Annotated in this window: 16 protein-coding genes and 1 pseudogene; 4 read left to right on the top strand and 13 right to left on the bottom strand. The window is 43.2% G+C overall.

Translation table 11 applies throughout. The features are described 5' to 3' along the window. Nucleotides 1–49: 49 nt before the first annotated feature. Genes hcaB through hcaE form a run of 4 tightly spaced genes read right to left on the bottom strand, consistent with a single transcriptional unit; the run spans nt 50 to nt 3,076 of the window. The gene (gene hcaB / locus ACZ8ZH_RS15550; protein ID WP_119064080.1) at nt 50–865 is read right to left on the bottom strand and encodes a 3-phenylpropionate-dihydrodiol/cinnamic acid-dihydrodiol dehydrogenase; all 816 of its coding nucleotides are present in this window, start codon (nt 863–865) and stop codon (nt 50–52) included. A gap of 2 nt (nt 866–867) precedes the next feature. After that, nucleotides 868–1,194 (bottom strand): 3-phenylpropionate/cinnamic acid dioxygenase ferredoxin subunit, encoded by a 327-nt coding sequence (gene hcaC, locus ACZ8ZH_RS15555; protein WP_086209615.1) that lies wholly within the window; start codon nt 1,192–1,194, stop codon nt 868–870. Next, a complete protein-coding gene (hcaF, locus tag ACZ8ZH_RS15560) occupies nt 1,194–1,712 on the bottom strand; it encodes a 3-phenylpropionate/cinnamic acid dioxygenase subunit beta (RefSeq protein ID WP_086209616.1) in 519 nt (172 codons plus the stop codon). Before hcaF ends, hcaC begins: the two co-directional genes overlap by 1 nt. Beyond that, on the bottom strand, nt 1,709–3,076 hold the full coding sequence (gene hcaE, locus ACZ8ZH_RS15565; RefSeq protein WP_119064082.1) for a 3-phenylpropionate/cinnamic acid dioxygenase subunit alpha: 1,368 nt from the start codon (nt 3,074–3,076) through the stop codon (nt 1,709–1,711). The genes hcaF and hcaE overlap by 4 nt, the downstream gene beginning before the upstream one ends. A 282-nt stretch (nt 3,077–3,358) precedes the next feature. Here hcaE and hcaR point away from each other — a divergent pair, with 282 nt between their 5' ends. Further along, nucleotides 3,359–4,258 carry a DNA-binding transcriptional regulator HcaR gene (gene hcaR / locus ACZ8ZH_RS15570; protein ID WP_086209618.1) on the top strand — a complete coding sequence of 300 codons (900 nt, stop codon included), beginning with the start codon at nt 3,359–3,361 and terminating at the stop codon, nt 4,256–4,258. A 303-nt stretch (nt 4,259–4,561) separates the two neighbouring features. After that, complete coding sequence (locus ACZ8ZH_RS15575) at nt 4,562–5,239, top strand: DUF1345 domain-containing protein (RefSeq protein ID WP_110975901.1); 678 nt, start codon at nt 4,562–4,564, stop codon at nt 5,237–5,239. 73 nt (nt 5,240–5,312) lie between these two features. Here ACZ8ZH_RS15575 and ACZ8ZH_RS15580 read toward each other — a convergent pair whose 3' ends face one another. The 9 genes from ACZ8ZH_RS15580 to ACZ8ZH_RS15620 all read right to left on the bottom strand — a co-directional run bounded on the left by ACZ8ZH_RS15580 (nt 5,313) and on the right by ACZ8ZH_RS15620 (nt 14,770). After that, on the bottom strand, nt 5,313–6,173 hold the full coding sequence (locus ACZ8ZH_RS15580; protein WP_119064084.1) for an alpha/beta fold hydrolase: 861 nt from the start codon (nt 6,171–6,173) through the stop codon (nt 5,313–5,315). 267 nt (nt 6,174–6,440) lie between these two features. Then, on the bottom strand, nt 6,441–7,679 hold the full coding sequence (locus ACZ8ZH_RS15585; protein WP_119064086.1) for an OprD family outer membrane porin: 1,239 nt from the start codon (nt 7,677–7,679) through the stop codon (nt 6,441–6,443). Between the two features lie 599 nt (nt 7,680–8,278). Beyond that, a complete protein-coding gene (gene dmpG, locus ACZ8ZH_RS15590) occupies nt 8,279–9,298 on the bottom strand; it encodes a 4-hydroxy-2-oxovalerate aldolase (protein WP_068909697.1) in 1,020 nt (339 codons plus the stop codon). A gap of 10 nt (nt 9,299–9,308) precedes the next feature. Next, nucleotides 9,309–10,205, bottom strand: coding sequence for an acetaldehyde dehydrogenase (acetylating) (locus ACZ8ZH_RS15595; RefSeq protein ID WP_086209622.1), 897 nt, complete (start codon nt 10,203–10,205; stop codon nt 9,309–9,311). A gap of 25 nt (nt 10,206–10,230) precedes the next feature. Continuing rightward, complete coding sequence (locus tag ACZ8ZH_RS15600; protein ID WP_086209623.1) at nt 10,231–11,028, bottom strand: 2-keto-4-pentenoate hydratase; 798 nt, start codon at nt 11,026–11,028, stop codon at nt 10,231–10,233. Nucleotides 11,029–11,450: 422 nt separating this feature from the next. Next, complete coding sequence (locus ACZ8ZH_RS15605) at nt 11,451–12,056, bottom strand: glutathione S-transferase family protein (RefSeq protein ID WP_119064088.1); 606 nt, start codon at nt 12,054–12,056, stop codon at nt 11,451–11,453. A 48-nt stretch (nt 12,057–12,104) separates the two neighbouring features. After that, nucleotides 12,105–12,818 carry a helix-turn-helix transcriptional regulator gene (locus ACZ8ZH_RS15610; RefSeq protein ID WP_086209625.1) on the bottom strand — a complete coding sequence of 238 codons (714 nt, stop codon included), beginning with the start codon at nt 12,816–12,818 and terminating at the stop codon, nt 12,105–12,107. A 73-nt stretch (nt 12,819–12,891) separates the two neighbouring features. Beyond that, the gene (locus ACZ8ZH_RS15615; protein WP_086209626.1) at nt 12,892–13,560 is read right to left on the bottom strand and encodes an HAD-IA family hydrolase; all 669 of its coding nucleotides are present in this window, start codon (nt 13,558–13,560) and stop codon (nt 12,892–12,894) included. Nucleotides 13,561–13,831: 271 nt separating this feature from the next. Continuing rightward, nucleotides 13,832–14,770, bottom strand: a complete 939-nt coding sequence (locus ACZ8ZH_RS15620) for an RluA family pseudouridine synthase (RefSeq protein ID WP_086209627.1) — start codon at nt 14,768–14,770, stop codon at nt 13,832–13,834. A gap of 757 nt (nt 14,771–15,527) precedes the next feature. Between ACZ8ZH_RS15620 and ACZ8ZH_RS15625 the strand changes: the two are divergent. Together ACZ8ZH_RS15625 and ACZ8ZH_RS15630 are read left to right on the top strand one after the other, a co-directional pair. Next, nucleotides 15,528–18,979: pseudogene (locus tag ACZ8ZH_RS15625) on the top strand (Rne/Rng family ribonuclease). A gap of 170 nt (nt 18,980–19,149) precedes the next feature. Further along, nucleotides 19,150–20,991 (top strand): long-chain-acyl-CoA synthetase, encoded by a 1,842-nt coding sequence (locus ACZ8ZH_RS15630; protein WP_119064092.1) that lies wholly within the window; start codon nt 19,150–19,152, stop codon nt 20,989–20,991. The last annotated feature ends 4 nt before the right edge of the window (nt 20,992–20,995 follow it).

Raw genomic sequence — 20,995 nt, forward strand, 5'->3', positions numbered from 1 at the left:
GTTTAAAAGCGCTGAAGATCCCTAGATGATGAGCAGTTCAGTGAATCAATCACTCATCAAAGAACCCTGCACGAGGTTGGCGTAAACCACGGATGCCTAAACCGCATTCAGCATTGATCAAAACACCCGTCAGTGGACGGTTGTTCTGACGCGATGCCAATAGAACGTATGAACCTGTCATCTCTTCAGGTTCAGGCAAGAAATTTAATGGCATACCACGAGCAATCTTTTCAGGGTCACGTGCATCGAGTAGCCCCAAATTTTCTTGACCCAAAGATGCTGCTCCTTTGATATTGACATTCATACCTGACGGCGCCACCGCATTCACTCGTACTTTAGGCGCAAGTTCATAGGCCAATTCTTTCATCACACCCACGCCTGCATGCTTAGAAGCTGTATATACAGGGCCTCCGCCTGCCGAGTACAAGGCTGAATTAGACAAAGTAAATATGATCGACCCTTCAGAAGCTATCAATGCCTCCAGTGCGGCTTTTGCCCCCAAGATGAGCGATTTGGTATTAATGCCCATAATTTCATCAAAGGCTTTGTCTAACTGTTCACCCGAAGTATTGACGATATCGGCATAATGATCCCAAATCCCAGCATTACCGACAAAACAATCCAATTTGCCAAAACGCTCAAGCGTGGCATTCACGGCACGGACATTGTCTTCATAGCAAGCCACATCACCCGCAATCGCAAGAATGCGATCACCGAAATGTGCCTGTAATGCCTCCACTTTGGCTTGTGAACGCTGTAACACAGCCACCTGTGCGCCTTCTGCTAAAAAGCGCTCGACCAATGCCCAGCCCAGACCAGAACCTCCCCCCGTAATCAGGGCAACTTCACCTTGTAACCAGCCCATGATTATGCTCCCGCCATCTCGACAAACAATTGTCCATCTTCCACAATCACAGGAAAGGTTTGAATAGGATCAGTTGCAGGCAGGCATAAAGCCTGACCTGTTTTTAGGCAGAAACGAGCAGAATGTAATGGACATTCCACTGTGCCGTCCTCTTCCAAATAACCTTCGGACATGGAAGCATTGCCATGTGAACAGCGGTCATTCATAGCAAAGAATTCACCGCCATTGTTGAAAACAGCCAGTGCCTCAATCCCATTCACACCGCAGTCCACTTTCAATGCCTCGCCTTCGTCTAACTCATCGACTTGGCACACAAAAATCTTATTCATTAGAAGAACACACTCAGGTTATGGGAGTTGTAAGTCACTTGGTCTAGGGTGATTTTACGATTGAAAATCTGGAAACCTTGCTTGGTATCCACTTTACGAAGTTTGTCATGACGCTTCCCGCAGTAGAGGGTGACATCTTTTTCTTTCTGAGTACGGTAGAGTAAATACGTCACGTAAACATCATACTCACCGTCGACTTCAGTCGCTTCAACGATCACATTGGACACCATGTGTGTGGTACGAGACGGTGGCTCTTCAGCCCATGCCATCCCTGTTTCCAAACGCGCGACACGACGTTCTAACAAATCTTTAGAGTCGTTAAACACCCACGTGGTTGGCGGCTCAACCGAACGACGACGGTCACGGGTTTGCGCATTCGGTGTCGTGCGTAAGGTATAGGCAATATCATCTGCCAAGACATCCAACCACTCACGGAATTTCCAGTCGTCGAGCAATTTTGCTTCACGGTAAAGGAACTGACTGATCTGATGTTGAAGTTCTAAATTGATCTGACTCATTTCATCAACTCCTTCTCATAGTCTTCCGCGGCTTTTTCGACTTCTTCCCATGTTTCATGAATCAGTAAATCTGCCCAACGGCGGTATAAGCCACGTGCTGCGGTTTCGGAGAAAATATAGTTGGTAATGCCTGGAATGCCATCTTCACGAACTTTCTCATTGCCCAAGCCCATTTCCATAATCAACGGGTTGTTACGTGCTTTATAGCCACGAAGTACTTTTTGGATTTCAATCCAGTTTTCCGAGTCATCTTGCTCAAGGAAACCTGCAGGTCCAAAAGCACGCGTTGCAGAACGTTCAAAGGCTTCTTTCACTTCTTGAGAGGCTTCGGCATCGGCAATGCAGAATGCCCAGACTTCAGTTTTGTTTGGACCGCGCGGATGCCAGACTCGAAGCGTTGCCGTTCCATTTAACCACGACATGGTCGGGAACATGGTGTTATGCCCCGCAAGACGTAATGCACGTACTTCACCCAAACGCTCTTTAACTTCCTCAAAGGTTTCACGGAAGTAGTTGGCTACTTCACCATCCACCCAGACGTTGGCATCGGGTTTTTCGGTAAAGAAGAAGCCTGAGCCATGACCACGTGAACCATACTGAATGGCATCTTTGGCAGTTTCCCAAACTGGACGAGCGGTTTGTGCTGCACCGAGTTTTTTAGATGAGTCGTCATCGGGTTTTGCACCCAACACTTGAATCGCAGAGGCATGGGAGAACAAGGCATGGTACTGATCTGAGGCAAACTGTTCTGCCGCAAATTTCCAGTTACACTCGATTTCCCACTTGTGTACCCCACCAATAATTTCAGTCCCACCTGAACAACGATCGACCACGCCATCTAAATACCAAGCGATATCCCCCATATATTCAATCAGGTCTGGAGTCGATTCATCCCAGCAGCCAAAAATAAGCCCCTTATAAGACTCTACGCGGTTGACTTGAACCAAGCCCCACTGTTCTTTGCAGGCACCTTGTGGGAAAGCACGATCTTCAAGTGGAATATCTTTCAGTGAGCCATCTACCCCATAAGACCAGCCATGATATGGACAGGTAAAAGCGCGAGTATTACCACAGTCTGCAAAGCTGACCCGCATAGAACGATGTCGACACTGGTTTAGAAATGCTTTAATTGAGCCATCTTTTTGACGTGCCACAATAATTGGGTCTTCACCCATGTAAGTATTGAAAAAATCACCTGATTTTGGAATTTGGCTTTCATGACAGAGAAATAGCCATGTACGCCCAAACACGCGTTCCAGTTCTAATTCGTATAAATCTGGGTCTGTATAGATGGATGGCGAGATACGTCCATTTTGTGCATCGACCAAAGCGTCGATTTCACGCACATCAATTTTTCCACTCATGAAAAGCTCTCCTGCGACCAATACACGGCACAACGTAAATAGACTCAACTTTTGAGGCATCATGATTTTTTAGACAGCTTTAGTGAAATATTTTTTTTGTTTTAATTAATACGTTTTAGCAATTATTAGAAAAGTTATTTCTTATATTAAAATCTCCGCATTCATCTCAAGACCATTTATTTTATAAATACTTGAATCATCTTCACGGCATAGTTGTTTATAGATTATACTTTGTTGTAGTCGTGGTAAGACATTTTTTGGATTACTCAGTGGGTTATTTATATGGAACTTAGACACCTTCGCTATTTCATCACCGTTGCTGAAGAACTGAACTTCAGTAAGGCTGCATTGAAACTTTATACCGCCCAACCTTCACTCAGTCAGCAAATTAAAGACCTCGAAGAAGATGTCGGCGTACAGTTGCTGTATCGAACCAAGCGAAAAGTTGAACTCACGGAAGAAGGTGCTGTTTTTCTAGAACAGGCACGCCTGACTCTAGCTCAAGCGGACAAAGCGGTCGCTATGGCACGTCAAGTGTCACAAGCCAAACAGCAAATGCTGCGCATAGGTTTCGTGCCAGTTGCGGAAATGAAAATATTCCCTTATGTGTTGCCAAATCTGCGTGTACAAAACCCCGACTTAAAAATTGAGTTACTCAGTATGAACAATACTGAGCAGATGCGTTTGTTGAAAAAAGGTGAGCTGGACATTACCTTTACCCGACATAACTTTCATAATGATGAACTTGAGAGCCAATTTGTTCTACGTGAGCCACTCATCTTCCTGCTTCCTAAAGATCACCCTTTAGCAAAATATGAGCGCATTCCTGTTAAGGCTTTAAATGGTATTGATTTTATCATTCCCGCAGCCGAACAGTCACAGACCCTGCACCAGACTATTTTAGAGTTTGCCAAAAATAATAGTATTGAATTCAATATTGTTCAAAAGGCCGATAATATTCTATTTAATATCAACTCAATTGGGATGGGGCTCGGTTGCACTATTTTACCTGGCTATGTTGCACCCTTAACCATGAGCAATACCGTGATTCGTCCGCTTGAGGTTGAACTCCCTTACTTAGATTTATATGTAAGCTATCGTAAAAACACCACATCACTGGCCGTAAATAAATTTCTAGAATTGCTGACTCGGGTGTTTTATTTGAACATTAACCGTGAATAAATCCCCAATGAGTTCAAATTAATCCTCAAATACGAGACACCACTATTTTCTGAATAAATGGCGGTGTACCTTTTTCATAAAAAAGTACCCTGAACTACAAGCGTATCTAGAGTATTTCAGTTTTAAACCAGACTTATCAGCTCTCGACTTTTGTTGCCTCTACTTTTTAAAGGAAGATTAACGAATAAAAATCAGAATTTTTGTCAGGTTTTACCTACAACTTAAGTCTAAACATAAGCATATACTGAGCTAGCTATTACGATTTTAGCTGCACTAAAAAATAAAATAGAAAAGGAGAAAATCATGCCGATGCCCACTTTACAGCGTTTAAAAACGGCCATGCAGTTTCGCCCCTTCTTTTTTATTAGTTTTTTGGTTACGGCTATTTTTTATGCTCTGCTCAATACCCTGACTGACTGGTCTTGGTCTACCAATTTATTGATCAGTTGGAATATTGCCGTCTCAAGTTATTTGCTCAAAACCATGACAACGCTTTGGTCTGTTGACCATAGACACATTCTTCAACATGCACAGCAACAAGATGCCAGTAAATGGATTATTCTACTGTTGGTGATCATGACATTAGTTATGTGTTTGATTGCAATTGTGTTGGAGTTAACTCATCTTCCTAATGACCCAGCTATCAAATATGGTCACTTGGCTCTGTCCTTACTGACCATTATAAGTGCATGGCTCTTTATACATACTGTGTTTGCCATTCATTATGCGCATGACTATTATCTCGCTCTTGCGGACCAACAAGATGCTGGCTTGGACTTTCCAAAAACGGCACAGCCGACTTATCCTGACTTCTTATACTTTAGTTATGTGATTGGCACTTCAGCGCAAACTGCGGACGTTTCGATTACTTCCCGCTCCATGCGTATTCTCAATATTCTGCACATTATTTTGGCCTATGGTTTTAACACCTCGATTTTGGCCATTAGCATCAATGTAGCGGCAGGCTTTATTACACTCTAAGTTTAATGCTTCTTCTTTGAAATTTCGGACATAAAAAAAGGATGGTTCAACCATCCTTTTTCAATTCAATCGCTTATTTCACACCACGTGCACTTAAATAATCTTTAATCACCGTATTAAATTCTTCAGCTTTTTCCACCTGTGACCAATGTCCACACTGACTGAAAATGTGGGCATCCGCAAATGGAACCGTATTTAAAATATCCCATGTACGAGATACAGGAATCACCACATCCTGGACACCATGAATCAGCAATACAGGCACTTGGATGTCCTTCATTTTTTCAAAATCGAGTGGGAACTCAAAACGATCACGGTCACGTGCGCCTACCACATCCATTAAACGGTCTGAGGCATAGTCATTCTTGGCTGCTTCATAACGAACTTTGACCAACTCATCGGTAATTAAGCTCTTATCCACCACAAACATCGACAAAGTATTTTTGATGCCTTCTTCGGTCAAAACAGGATTAGCATGGGCTTTCAGTGCAGCAGTTTGTTTGGCTCCGCCTGTCCCCATCGACACAATACCCAAGACACGTTCTGGATAATCGAGCACCATTTGAAAAGCTAACCACCCACCCAGTGAATTGCCCACCAACCAAGTTTTTTCAATGCCTAAAGCATCCAGTGTACGCACCGCATGATCGACCCATGCGCGAATGCCATAAGCCGTACCATCAGCCACCACTGTTTGACCATAGCCAATTGAGTCAATAGCAATACAACGGGCTTGCTCCGCAATCTGTGGTAAATTTAACCACCAGTTCGCTGCTGCCGAAACACCTGTTCCAGAGCCGTGTAAAAATAAAATTGGTGTACCCTCACCCACTTCATGATAATGGGTTAACTCACCTTCCGCTGTTTCAATCCATTTATCTTCCAAGCCAAAGAATGGGTCGGTGGTGTAATTGGGGATTTGGACCGTGCTCATACTTACTCCTCGTACAGCCTAAGACCCGTCTGATGTTCTGTATTCAGGACAGGTCAATTCATTCATTTCGACAGTTTTACTGTTCCATCTTACCTGTTCAAAACGACTCCACTGATACTTGTTTTCGATCAGACACTACAAAAAAACGATTATTTAAATAAATGTTTTACAACAATATTTTTATTAAATCAGAAAATCTGTTTATTATTTGAAGGTGATTCAACAAAGAGCGACTTGTGCCCAAATCGCCCGCTTTCAGTTCAATACTTAAAATTTATAGCTATAGGTCGTAGCAACACGATATTCTTTTAAATCGCTTTTCCAATCATAGTCTGTGTCAATATACATGGCTTGAATCCCTAGACCTTTGAATTTGCCTTCAGGTACGGTGTAATTCACAATCAGATTCAATTCTTGTTCGTCCTGATCGGTTTTACCGCCTGCTGTCGCATCAAAACCAGCAAAATAAATTACATTGGCATTCAAACCTTTTAACCCCAATTCAGCAAAGTCATAGCCATAAGAGATATTCCATGATTTCTCTTTGGCATTGGTAAAGGTTGCCACGGACCAATTCACCAGATATGGCTGTGGTACCCATCCTGCCAAGGTTGGGAAGCTGTTATCGCCAAACATTTGTTGATAGCCCAAACCTACACTGTGTGACCCATGACTGAATTTAGCGCCCATCGACAAGGCTTGGTTGTCAATTTCGCCATACAACTTATCGCCTGACTCAGAATTATCAAAATAACGAACATGGCTGGTCAGCTTCGTATTTGTCCCCAGCGTGGTGTTATAACTGATTCCTGCATAATGCTGTTGATAAATGTCTTTGACATCGGCATACCAATAGCTTGCTCCAAACTCTGGATTAAACTGATGATCAATCCCCGCGATGTACATACCATCCGCTGTTTTGGCGGTATTTGGATTATTGTTCGGAAATAAACTTAAGTCCTGAAACTGATTGTCATAACGTGCATTAATCCCATCAATATACGCCAAACTCAGTTTGGTATCTTTCAGCTCTTTAGACTCCAACCATGCCCCGCGATAGGTGGTCAGCAGCTGACGTGATGGATCAAATACTAAAACTGGGGAAACAGGTAGCAGCTCACCGACTTTTAGTTCCGTTTGCGATACTTTGGCTTTTAAAGTGGCACCGACTTTGCCAAAATCACGGGCTTGTTCCTGTCCATTCTGTGGAAGTACCCAATCGGCATTTTTATCACGCCCATTTAAACGAAAAGCATGTTGTACCAAAACATCCGCACCGACTTGCAATGCACCAATTTGAGCATAACCAGATTTGGCATCTAAGCTGATGGCCTGCGACCAACTGCCCCAATTATTTTGTGGCAGGGTTTCATACTGGCGGTCTAAATAAAAATTTCTGAATTTTAACTGGACTTGACTATCGTCGATAAAGTCTGCATTCGTTGCAGTTGTAGCTAATGCCGCAGCTGCGACACAGATGGCTGTCCATAAAGTTTGACGACGCATGAGATATATTCCAATAATCACATTAAGCTATAACGTCATCATGCGGAACTCATTGAACAGAAAAAATCCGACCACAGTCTTAAGAAAATGCCACATCACCGACTATAAATACCAAGCTGGACACCGCTCTTTTTTCATTTAGATAAAATTACAATAACTCACTTTTAACCTAATTTCGCAAGTTATGATGAAAGATGGAGCCTCTCCAACCTTTCTCGTTTTAAACCACTTTCTTTTCTAAATAGTTTGAATAATTTAAGTGTTTTTTTGTTTAAGTTTTTCGAGTCAGTTTTTTTATTTCAGCGTAACGTTATAAGAAAAAGCGCTCATATCACAGAAATTTTCTATATGTGCATGATGAAGTTGAATAACGTTAAAATTTTATGCATGTGTATTCAAGATTGATCATCCGCAAAACCTGTTCACTTTCTACATTTAAATAATTTTGTTGCAAAAACAGTCTACTTCAAAGGCCAGATAGGTTGCGGATGATGCTTCCAAGTATCCAATAATATCCCAAGTTTTAAAAAGAAAATGCCCGTCAATTTCTTAATTGACGGGCATTCCAATTTAGATGTTTTTACTCATTCAAGATCAGATTAAACCAAAGCAGCCTTCGCTTTCGACATGGTCAAAGCCAAATCTTCAATCATGTCTTCCTGACCACCGACCGTACCACGACGGCCTAATTCCAATAAAATCTCACGCGCTGACACACCATATTTGGCTTCTGCACGCTTTGCAAAGAGTAAGAACGATGAATACACCCCTGCATAACCCAAAGTCGCCGCATCACGGTCCGCTCGAATTGGGTTCAACATCATTGGAATCACCAAATCCTCTGCCACATCCTGTACTTTAAACAGATCCACGCCTGTTTCTAGTCCCATACGGTTTGCCACCGCAATGAACAATTCTAATGGAGTATTACCTGCACCAGCACCTAAACCCGCAGACGCCAAGTCGACACGAATAGCCCCAGCATCAACTGCAGCAACCGTATTTGCCACCCCCATACCTAAGTTATGATGCCCGTGGAAACCCAGTTCAATACTGCTGTCCAATTCTTGACGCAGTAAACCGACACGGTCTGTGACATCTTGTGGCAGCATATAACCTGCTGAATCAGTCACATAAATACAGTTCGCGCCATAAGACACCATCTTTTTCGCTTCTTCAAGCAATTGAGCAGGCGATGCCATGTGTGCCAACATCAAGAAACCCACAGTATCCATACCCAACTGACGTGCCGCAGTAATATGCTGCTCTGAACAATCGGCTTCGGTACAGTGGGTTGCTACACGAATGGTAGAAACACCAATTTCATGCGCCATTTTTAAATGATCGACTGTACCAATGCCGGGTAACAGCAAGGCTGACACTTTGGCATTTTTCATACGCGGAACAACAGCAGATAAGTATTCTTCATCCGTTGCCGCAGCGAAACCGTAGTTCACGGATGAACCGCCTAAGCCATCGCCATGCGTCACTTCAATCAGCGGTACACCGGCATCATCCAATGCAGTGGAAATTGCAATCATTTGCTCAACAGTGGTTTGATGGCGCTGTGGATGCATACCATCACGCAAAGTCATATCATGCACAATAATCTTAGACATGGGTTGCTCCTTATACTTCAGCCATAGCCAATAAACGTTCCGCAAACATTTCCGCAGTGCGCGCAGCTGCCGCAGTCATAATGTCCAAATTTCCTGCGTACTTTGGCAAGAAATCACCCAAGCCTTCTACTTCAAGGAATATCGAAACGCGGTTGCCATCAAATACTGGACCATTCACCAGTTTATAACCGGGTACATATTTCTGAACTTCAGTAATCATGGCCTGAACCGATGCCGTAATGGCCACTTGATCAGGTTCACCTTCAACTAAACAATGCACCGTATCGCGCATCATGAGTGGTGGCTCGGCTGGGTTGATAATGATGATGGCTTTACCTTGTTTTGCACCGCCGACTTTCTCAATCGCGCCAGCCGTGGTACGGGTAAATTCATCAATGTTTTTACGTGTACCCGGGCCAACCGACTTGGTCGAAACGGTCGCAATAATTTCCCCATAACTCACCGCTTGTACGCGAGAAATGGCAGCCACCATAGGAATGGTCGCTTGTCCACCACAGGTCACCATGTTCACATTCGGCAACTCACCTGCATCCAAGAGTTCTTGAAGGTTGACAGGTGGCACACAAAACGGGCCAATCGCAGCAGGTGTTAGGTCAATCATCTGCACACCTAATTCGTTCAACTTACGGCTATTTTCCGCATGCACATAAGCCGAGGTCGCATCAAAGGCAATTTGAATTTCATCCGCAACTACATGTGGCAGTAATCCGTCTACACCTTCTGCTGTGGTTTTTAGACCCATATTCGCTGCGCGGGTTAAACCTTCTGAACTTGGGTCAATCCCGACCATCCATACTGGCTCAAGGAATTCGCTACGCTGCAACTTATACAATAAATCTGTTCCGATATTTCCCGGACCGATTAATGCACATTTAATCTTTTTCATGCATCTACTCTCTCAAAAATCCAATTTATTCCGCAGCAAACGCAGCGACTACTGAACCAAAGCCTTCAATTTCAACTTTAAATTCATCCCCTGCTTGGGCAATCACCATTGGCCCCAAAGCACCCGTTAAAATAATGTCACCAGCCAGCAATGGACGACCACGACGTACCATCTCATCGGCAAGCCAAACCGCAGCATTTAAAGGATTGGCTAAACAGGCTTTACCAATGCCTTGCGAAACCACCTCATCGCCACGAGTCATGGTCATTTTGCAGTTGACTAAGTCAAGCTGATCCAATTTCACGGGGCGTGAACCCAAAACAAATGCCGCAGAAGACGCATTGTCTGCCACGGTATCAATCAATGAAATTTTCCAGTTCTCAATGCGACTATCCACCACTTCAATTGCAGGCAAGGCATAGGCTGTGGCACTAATAATGTCTGCATAGCTATGTTTTTCTTGAGTTAAGTCTTTGTTAATCACTAACGCGATTTCTGCTTCTACTTTAGGCTGAATCAATAAACCTGCAGGAATGGCTTCACCATCGCCATAAGCCATATCGGCAAACAGCATGCCGAAATCGGGCTGATCAACCCCTAGTTGCGCCTGCACGACTTTAGAGGTCAAACCAATTTTACGTCCTACCAAGCGGCGCCCTTCTTGTAAGGCACGTTGGGTATTCACTTCCTGAACCGCATACGCAATATCGACATCTGCCTGTTCCGCACCTAATTGCGGACGTATAGGTGCAATCGCAGTTTTTGATAATTCGGCATTGCGTAAAGCCTGCGCAACAGATTCAACAACAGCAGAATTCGACATCTAACTTTCCTTAAACTGCAAAATAGAGACAAAATACTGTTTTATCGAGCAAGGGAAAGACAGAGATGTTCAAAATGAAGCGAGCATATACTTGAAGAAGAACCTGATGGCTTATCCCTAAGACCACTCAAAACGAGTATGTTTTAGACCACTCAAGCATCGGAAAATTGCGGGTTTTACGCCAATACTTATTTTATTTTTTACAATAGTTAGAACCTATAAATCTTTTCTATTTTAGCCATCAAAATAAACAGCATAGAAAAATCAAAACGAAAAACGACAAAATCACCCATAATTTCGCTATGTATATTTCAATCAAATTTTTTCATCTACGACTAAAAAACGATACGTGAGAAACCTATTTGAAGAAATCTATAACTAGAAAAACCTCTTATCAAAGAGGTTTTTCTAGTTAAATGATTTTATGCTGCAAATAAAGCAGGATTGTTCTTGAAACTTTCACGTTGTTGAATAGCCAATACATAGCGCTCAATTGCTGGATGTGGCTTTAATAAATTCATTTTTAATTGCCACATGATCATTGCTCCTAAACTGATATCGGCTGCCGTAAACTGCGAACCGCATAGATACGGGCTGGCTTGCTCCAAGCCTTGAATCAACGCTTGATACGTATCCTGATAATCGCCATACCCCATAAACATCTTCTGTTCTGGCGAAACTAGTACTTTTAAATGTTGATTGTCGGAGGCTGCTGCAAACGGGCCTGCACCAAAAAACAACCAACGATAATATAAACCTCTTTTCGGATCATCCAGTGCGGGAGCCAAACCTTTTTCAGAAAATTGATCTGCTAGATATGCACAAATGGCATCCAACTCGTAAATCACCACATCACCATCCACCAAAACAGGCACTTTACCAAAAGGGTTGAGTTTTAAAAATTCGGCTGATTTCATTTCTGCGCCATAGGCAACTTCTATACGCTCGACCTCAATCCCCAAATCAAGAATAAGCCAGTCCACCACAACGCCACGAGATTGCGTATTGGTATATAAAGTTAAAGCCATTGTTCTATCCTCTGTGTTTATTGTTTTTTAGAATAGAACTGAGTTGTGTCAGTTTTTGTCAGCAGTGTTTGCCGATTGTCCTGAATTTGAAAATTCTTTTTGACACCATTGTTCAAATAAATGGCGTTTAAATTGGGGATAAATTTGCTCTGTGAATATGAGTGTTTGAATTCGATCTAAACGAAAGTTTCTAAAGTCTTCTCGCAATTCACACCATGCAGCCAACAACATTTTGTCGTTAAAATACCCCAATGCAAAAGGCCATAATTGCCTATGCGAAATCTGTTTATGCTCATCAACATAATCAATCTGAATTTTAGTCTGTAAGCGAATTGCAACACGAACTTGTTCCACAATGGTTTGATCAACCTCAATCCATGAATGAATTGATTTTAGATAAGTATCATTTAAAAATTCTTGTTTTCTTTGTGGCAATACTGCTTTTAATTTACTTAATACTGAATGTGAAGCCTGCTGTAATGCATGATCAGGGATGGATTTAGCCCATTGTAATGCCAGATACATCGCTTCAATTTCTGACTCATCTAAACTCATTGGCGGCAGGAGAAAGTTTTCTTTCAATTGAAATCCTAAACCTGCACTTCCCTCAATATTGACCCCTTGATCACGTAAACTTTCGATATCCCGATACACACTTCGCACACTGATTTGCAAGTGCTCAGCCAAACATTGGGCTGTAACAGGATAACGCTGTTCCCGCAGATGCTGTAACAAATGAAGTAATCGAATAGAACGACTCATAGCGTATTTCTTGTTCTTCAAAATTAAGTTTAGGCATATATCCTTATACGCCTTGAAAAATGGTCAACTTTGCTTACGCCACATCGAAAGCCTTCAACTGCTGTCTTAAAAAATGATCCAAACTGGCTACATCATCTACAATCGTCAAAGGCTGATACTGTCTTAAGGTTTCAGGTGTATGCACACCATAGCTCACCCCAATTCTCGGCATAGCAATATTACGTGCCATCTCCAAGTCATAACTGGTATCACCGACCATAATCGCGCGTTCAGCGGACACACCCGTTTCAGTTAAGATTTCTTCTAACATCAAAGGATGTGGTTTGGACTTGGTTTCACTGGCAGCACGGGTTGCCACAAATAACGATTGACTCTGAGTCTGTGCCAACACTCGGTCTAAGCCTTTACGGCTTTTACCCGTTGCCACCGCCAACAATAACCCCGCTTCACGTAAGCCATTCAGCATGTCTGCAACACCATCAAACCAGACATCAGTTTTTGAGTTCGCTACATAATGTTCTGCATAGCATTGCAAAATTTCAGTATGTAACTCAGGCACTTGAGGGAATAGACGCTGTGCAACCTCTGGCAAGCCTAAACCGATAATGCTTTTGGCATCTTCACGGGTGAGCGGTTGTGAAAATTGCTGTGCTGCAAATTGTAAACTCGCCACAATCTGCCCCACTGAATCAAATAATGTGCCATCCCAATCAAAGATAATCAGTTCTACAGGTTTATTCATGCTGGGGTTCCAATATTTACTTTTATGAAAACAATTTACACGATGCATTTGCTAACGATGGCAACAGAAGTGTCGCCGTTGAGCTGATTTGCACTTCGCTTTAAAGCAGTGCTTAAAGCGCATTTAGGACGTTCAATCAGCTCAACAAAAGACTGTTGCTACTTTTCATCTTTTGAAAATTAAAGATGACCAATACAACATCATTTTAAATTAATCACAACCAACAAAAGTCATGTCTTTACCAACGCTCCTACAATGAAGTGGAAAAGGCTTAATCCTTCTTCTGTGCTCTTAACTGCGCCACAATACTCTGCATATCTTCAGGCAACGGCGCTTCAATCGTCTCATAACCAGGGATGTCTAAACGCATCGCATGTAAACATAAACGACGTGGTTTCGGTCCCTTGTATTCTGTTTCATGACCATATTTATCATCCCCAACCAATGGATGACCGATACTTAAACCATGCACACGAATTTGATGGGTACGCCCTGAAAGTGGCGAGGCATAGACTAAGGTTGCATGCATAAAGCGCTCAGCCACATTCCACTGCGTCTTAGACTCTTTACCTTCACTCGATACACGTACACGACGCTCGCCATTGGACAACTCATAGCGGTGCAAAGGCGCATCAATTAACTGCTTGTCTAAACTCACCACACCTTTGACGACAGCGGCGTAAGTTTTCTTAATTTTGTGTTCACGTAGCATGTCCTGTAAGCTTTTTAATACACTACGCTTTTTAGAAATCATCACCAAACCTGAGGTATCACGGTCAATACGATGAATCAGTTCTAAATATTTTTTACCTGTTGCCGCACGTAAGCCTTCAATCAGACCATAGGCCACACCACTGCCGCCATGTACAGCAATTCCGGATGGCTTATTGACGACCATCAAGCCTTCATCTTCATACACCACACGGCTCAGCAAACTCTGTGCGACTTTGTCAGAAACAGGCGCCGCATTTTCATCTTTTTGTTCATAGCGAATCGGGGCCACACGAATTTGGTCCCCAATCGACAGTTTAGTTTCTGCTTTTATACGCTTTTTATTGACCCGAACCTGACCTTCACGAATCAGACGATAAATACGACTTTTAGGCACACCTTTTAAACGGCTAAATAAAAAATTATCAATCCGTTGCCCTGCTTGATGCTCGTCCACTTCAAACCACGTCACGTTTTGCCATTGTTGGGTAGAATTCATACAGTTACTGCGACCTAAAAAATACGGAATTTGGATAAAAAATGACCATTTAGGCTATGCTTTACACAAGAAAGACTAGCTTAGCCCATAGGCAGATGGTACAAGGTTTGATATAGTCAGCGCACGGATACCACCATAAGTGAGTTAAAAGCTTAATCATTTCAATTTTAAATTGGATAATTAAGAAAAACTCAACTCAGCTTGGAACGGTCCCAAAAGAATTATGCCGACGCCGAAGGCTTATTATATCGGCAAAACTGCAAACTGTTAGGTTTAATTGTGCATCTGCACATAAATCAGTTTGCCCCAAAAAAATATGTGACCAACCTCAAGTTGGTTTTTAAACGTAAACTGATACACATCAGATTAGTCGCTCCCTGATCTCGTATTCAGGCCACAGCGTTGATGCATATGGATCTGTACAGTTGTAAAGATACGATGATAATTCCGTATCAAGACACCCTATCCAAAAAGAAGGGTTGCTCTTCGAGCAAATGTGACAGTGAAAGTTACTTACATCCAATGCACCGCTTGTCCGCCAGTGAAACGCGCAGGAGACTTTAATCGTTTAAAGATTGAAGCCGTATTGCCATCATCAATATGTGAATCAAAACCGAAGCCGATCAAAAAGGCAGGTAATAAAACTCAGACCACAATCGGTTTATTTGAGATCTGAGCAAAATTGGTCCGTGATGTTTGATGTTCGCTACGTGTTTTAGCGATAATTTGTTGTGTATCACTATTAGGTGTTACACCCATGAAACGTATGTTGATTAATGCAACACATGCCGAAGAAATTCGCGTTGCACTTGTCACTGGGCAGCGTCTTTACGATTTTGACTTAGAGAATCGTACCCGTGAACAAAAAAATCTAATATCTATAAAGGTCACGTGACTCGCGTTGAACCTTCTTTAGAAGCTGTCTTTGTCGAATATGGTGCAGGACGTCAAGGCTTCTTGTCTATGCGCGAAATCGCAAACTCATATTATCAAGCAGACCCACGCCAAACTTCAAACATTCGCGAATTGATTACTGAAGGCACAGAGCTTTTGGTTCAAGTTGAGAAAGAAGAACGTGGCAACAAAGGGGCTGCCCTTTCTACCTTCATCTCTTTAGCGGGTCGCTATTTGGTACTCATGCCAAACAATCCAAAAGGTGGTGGTATTAGTCGTCAAATTTCAGGTTCTGTGCGTGACGAACTGAAAGAAATGTTGGCTTCACTCAATGTTCCACGTGGTATGAGCGTAATTGTTCGTACCGCAGGGATTGGGCGTTCTCAAGAAGAACTACAGCTTGACCTACAACACTTACTCGATCTTTGGGCACAAATCCAAAACACAGCAAGTTCTGGTCCATCACCAATGTTGGTTCATCAGGAAGCGGGCGTGGTGACACGTGCGATTCGTGATTATTTACGTGATGATGTTGCTGAAATCTTAATTGACTCAGAACAAGCCTATAACGAAGCGTATAACTTCGTGAAAGCAGTGATGCCTCGTCAAATCGACAAGTTAAAAACCTATACCTTGAATGAACCGTTATTTGCTCATTTTGGTATCGAAAGCCAAATTCAAACAGCTTATGAACGTGAAGTGAAGTTGCCTTCTGGTGGTTCAATCGTGATTGACCAAACAGAAGCTTTGGTTTCTATTGATATTAACTCTGCAAAATCAACCCGTGGTAGTGACGTTGAAGATACAGCGCTCAATACCAATCTTGAAGCAACAGAAGAAATTGCGCGTCAACTTCGTTTACGCGACATTGGTGGTTTAGTTGTCATCGACTTTATCGACATGACCAAAGACCGCAACCAACGTATGGTTGAAGCGAAACTTCGTGAAGCAACACAAAGTGACCGTGCCCGTATCCAATTCGGTCAATTGTCTCGTTTTGGCTTGATGGAAATGAGCCGTCAACGTCTACGCCCTTCGCTTGAAGAAGCAACAGGTTATGTCTGCCCGCGCTGTCATGGCACAGGTATGGTTCGTGATCTACGTTCACTTTCACTTTCGATCATGCGTAAAGTCGAAGAAATTGCACTACGTGAACGTCATGGCGAAGTTCAAGTTGAAGTACCTGTTGAAATTGCAGCCTTCTTATTGAATGAAAAACGTCACACTCTAGTTTACCTAGAGCAAACCTCTGGTGTTCGTGTGACTGTGCTTCCACACCCACACTTAGAAACACCACATTACGAAATTTCGTATAACCCTGAAGGCTTTGCACCAACCAGTTATGAACGTACAGAAGCAACGCGTTCAAGCGAAAAAGAGTTGGGCTACGAGTCATCAGAATGGCATTTGGATGGTGCAGATCACGCACATCAACACGCCGCTCCGGCAGTGCCTGCACAACAAGAAAAAGGCAATAAAAAGCAACGCAATAATAATCCGCAACAAACAGCTCAACCTGCTCCAGCACCGTCTGTAGCATCCAGCAGCCCATGTGCTTGGTTAGAAAACTTGTTTGTACAAAAACAAGCTGCAACTGTTGATCAATCACGCTCTGCAAACAATGCTGCTGCGGCCATTGAACAAATGGTCAATGGTGGTGCGGTCAGTCGCGGCCAATTTGGTCAAGTTGCCGTCCCAACAGTAACAACACCAAGCAATAACGCGTACATGACTTCTGCTCCTGTACATGCAAAATCTGAACACCGTGAAGAGAAGCATGTCGAGAAAGAGGAACGCGGTACACGCCACAATAAAAAGCGTTCTAAACATAAAGAGCCTCGCGAGCAAAATGCACAACATGAAAACCAAGTTCATGAAGAAATTGTGCAAGTACCACGTCAAGAGCAACAACGTCAAGATCGCTATGAACAACGTTCTGAGCGTAACGAGCAACAACGCCAAGACCGTGACCGTCCTGAGCGTAGTGAACAGCAACGCCAAGAACCGCGTGAAAACAAGCGTTCATCACGTCGCCAACACGGTGAACAACAGCAAAGTAATGATGTTCAAAATGAACAACAAAATACAATGCCACGTCGTGACCGTCGCAACCAACCACGTCCAGAGCGTCCAAATCGCCACCGCGACCCAAGTGTCCTGAACGAGCAAGCGGTTGAAACAGCGCCAGTGGTCGCTCAAGGACCTCAACTCAAAGTTGAGCTGATTGAAGCACCTCGTCAAGAGATGATCACAACAGCCCATGTGGTCAATGTCGATCAAGCGCAAAGTGAAATCGTGGCGTTAACACCAGCTCAAACGACAACTGAAACCAAGCCTCAGCAAACTGCTGTTGTGAAAGCAGAGGTTGATCTAAAAGCTGAGACGGTTGAACCAGCAAAAGCACCTGAGGTTGTAGAAGCTCCAGCTGAACACCACGCAGAGCAGAAAACACGTGAAAGCGCAAAACGTGCCAGCAATGATCCACGTCAACGCCGTCGCCAACAACGCGCTGCCCAGGCACAGCAAGCTGAAGCACCGAAACTCACACCTTCACAGGTACCAACGTTAGGACAGTACACCATCAGCAGCTTGATTCGTCATGTCTATGGTGAAGACTGTTCAGTGTTGATTGAGCAATTTGGCTTAATTCCAACCTTCAACCGTGCCCTTCAGAAATTTACTGAAGAGTATGCTGCAACGTTAAGCAAAACAGCTTCAACGCCTGCTGTAGAAGCTGAGAAAAAACCTGTCACACGTGATGTTGAAGTTGCCAAAGCACAACCTGAAGCAGAACCTGTTGCAGTCTTGGACTTAACACCACCAAAGCCTGAGTCAGAAAAGCGTGTTGCAAATGACCCTCGCGAGCGTCGTCGTTTAGCAAAACTTGCTGCTGAACAAGCCTTGGATCAAGTGAAACAAGCACGTGAAACTGCACCTGTTGCTGATGTGACCACTCCTGAAGAAACTGTTGCAGCTGCGCAAGTGGAGGCACCTGAAGCTCAAGTCGAAGAAACTCCCGTAGTTGAAACGACTCAGGAAAGCCCTGTTGAAGCTGAGGTTCAATCTGAAAACACAGTTGTGGCTGCAGTCGCTGAAACAGCTGAGGCCGAACCTAAAGCGCCAGTAGTTGAAGAAGCACCAGTTGTAGCACCAACTAAAGCGCCAAAAGCTGCGAAAATAACTGAAGATGCAGCAGAGAAAGCTGAAACTTCAGCAGAAGCTGACGAATCAGATAAGTCTGATAAAGACAAGCCAGTTCGTCCGCGTCGTCCACGTGGGCGTCCACCGAAAAAGGCCAGTCCAACTGAGTCGTAATTCGCCTTAGAGCTGTAAATTTTAAAAACCTAGTCATGCCAGTGGCTAGGTTTTTTTGTTATTTTTGTCGGATTAGGTTGATTGCACTAGACCGAAAAGATTAAAAGAACAAGTGTATAAACTGAGCACTACTCAAACGCATTGGATTGCATAAAATAATTAGGATTCATATGAGCCAACACCCATCTCATGACCTCATTGGTATTACCGACGTTGCAGCAAAACTTCCCCAATTCATCAGTAAAGTCCCCAACTTACTCAGTGGATTAAAGCAAGCATATTTACGTACGCCGAACACCCCGACAGGACTGGGCATTGCTTTTGAAAAAGCAGTGAAACGTAATCCATTAGGTCTAGCTTTAGTTTTTGAAGATCAAAAATTTAGTTACCAAGCGCTGAATGAATGGGCAAATCAGATTGGACACTACTATTTATCTATTGGGGCAAAAAAAGGCGATGTCATCACTGTGATGATTGAAAACCGCCCTGAACTAGTGGCAACCGTAATTGCCCTAGCAAAAATTGGAGTGACCACTGCTCTTGTAAATACCTCGCAAGTCGGCAAAGTTTTGGCCCATAGCATTAATCTGGTGAACCCAATTGCCGTCATCGTAGGTGAAGAATGCCGTGCGGTGGTTGATGAAATCCGCCAAGATTTAAATATTCCGACCGATCGCTTCTACTGGTTTGCCGACCAAGAAACACGAAAAGAAGCAGCTCATGCCCCAAAAGGTTTTAGTAACCTTGCTGAAAAAATTGATACCTTCGCCAAATTTAATACACCAACCACGAACAGTGTCATAGGTAAAGACGGCTTATTTTATATTTATACTTCGGGCACAACTGGCCTACCTAAAGCGGTTATTTTCACACATAGTCGCTGGACATTGGCTTATGGTACTTATGGTCACGTGCTTAACCTTGGCCCAGATGATGTCATGTATGTCACCTTGCCGCTGTATCATGCGACAGGCATTGTGGTGTGTTGGTGCGGTGTAATTGCAGGGGCTGGAACCTTGGCTTTGCGTCGTAAATACTCCACCTCTGCATTTTGGAAAGACGTACAAAAGTTTGATGCTTCAGCAATTGGCTATGTCGGTGAGCTGTGTCGCTACCTCATGGATGCACCGCCATCTGAGCTAGAAAAAGGCCATCGTGTTACTAAAATGATCGGTAATGGTATGCGCCCCAATATTTGGGATAAATTCAAGCAACGCTTTGGTATTGAAGAAATTTTAGAACTTTATGCCTCAAGCGAAGGTAATGTCGGCTTTAGCAATGTTTTTAACTTTGACAATACTGTCGGTTTCTCACCAACCCCTTATGCCATTATTCAGTTTGATAAAGAGAAAAATGCACCGATACATGATGATGAAGGCCACTGCATCAAAGTCAAAAAAGGGGAAGTAGGCTTACTGATTGGAAAAATTACCCGTCGCTCCCCTTTCGATGGCTATACTGACCCTGAAAAAAATAAATCGGTAATTTTAAAAGGCGTTTTCAAGTCTGGAGATGCCTATTTCAACACTGGTGACTTGGTCCGTGATATTGGCTTCCGCCATGCTCAATTTGTAGATCGCTTAGGTGATACTTTCCGCTGGAAAGGTGAAAATGTGTCTACAACTGAAGTAGAAAACATGGTTTGCGAATATGACAAAATTACAGAAGCAGTCGTCTACGGTGTTGAAATACCGAACACCAACGGTCGTGCGGGGATGGCTGCAATTACGCTAACAGACGGGGCTGAACTCAATACGCAAGACTTAGCGCAAATGTTTGCCACATTTAAAAAATGTCTTCCAGCTTATGCTGTACCCGTCTTTTTACGCATACAAAAACAGGTCGAAACGACAGGTACATTTAAATACCAAAAAAGTAAACTCAAAGAGCAGGCTTTTGACCCAGCCAAAACCAGCGAACGCTTATTGGTTTTACTTCCAAACAGCAGTGCATATACAGATATCACACAGGAAGTCTTTGATAATATTCAAGCCTACCAGTATCGGTTCTAAGTTC

The organism is Acinetobacter sp. SW-226 (genome assembly GCF_055632855.1).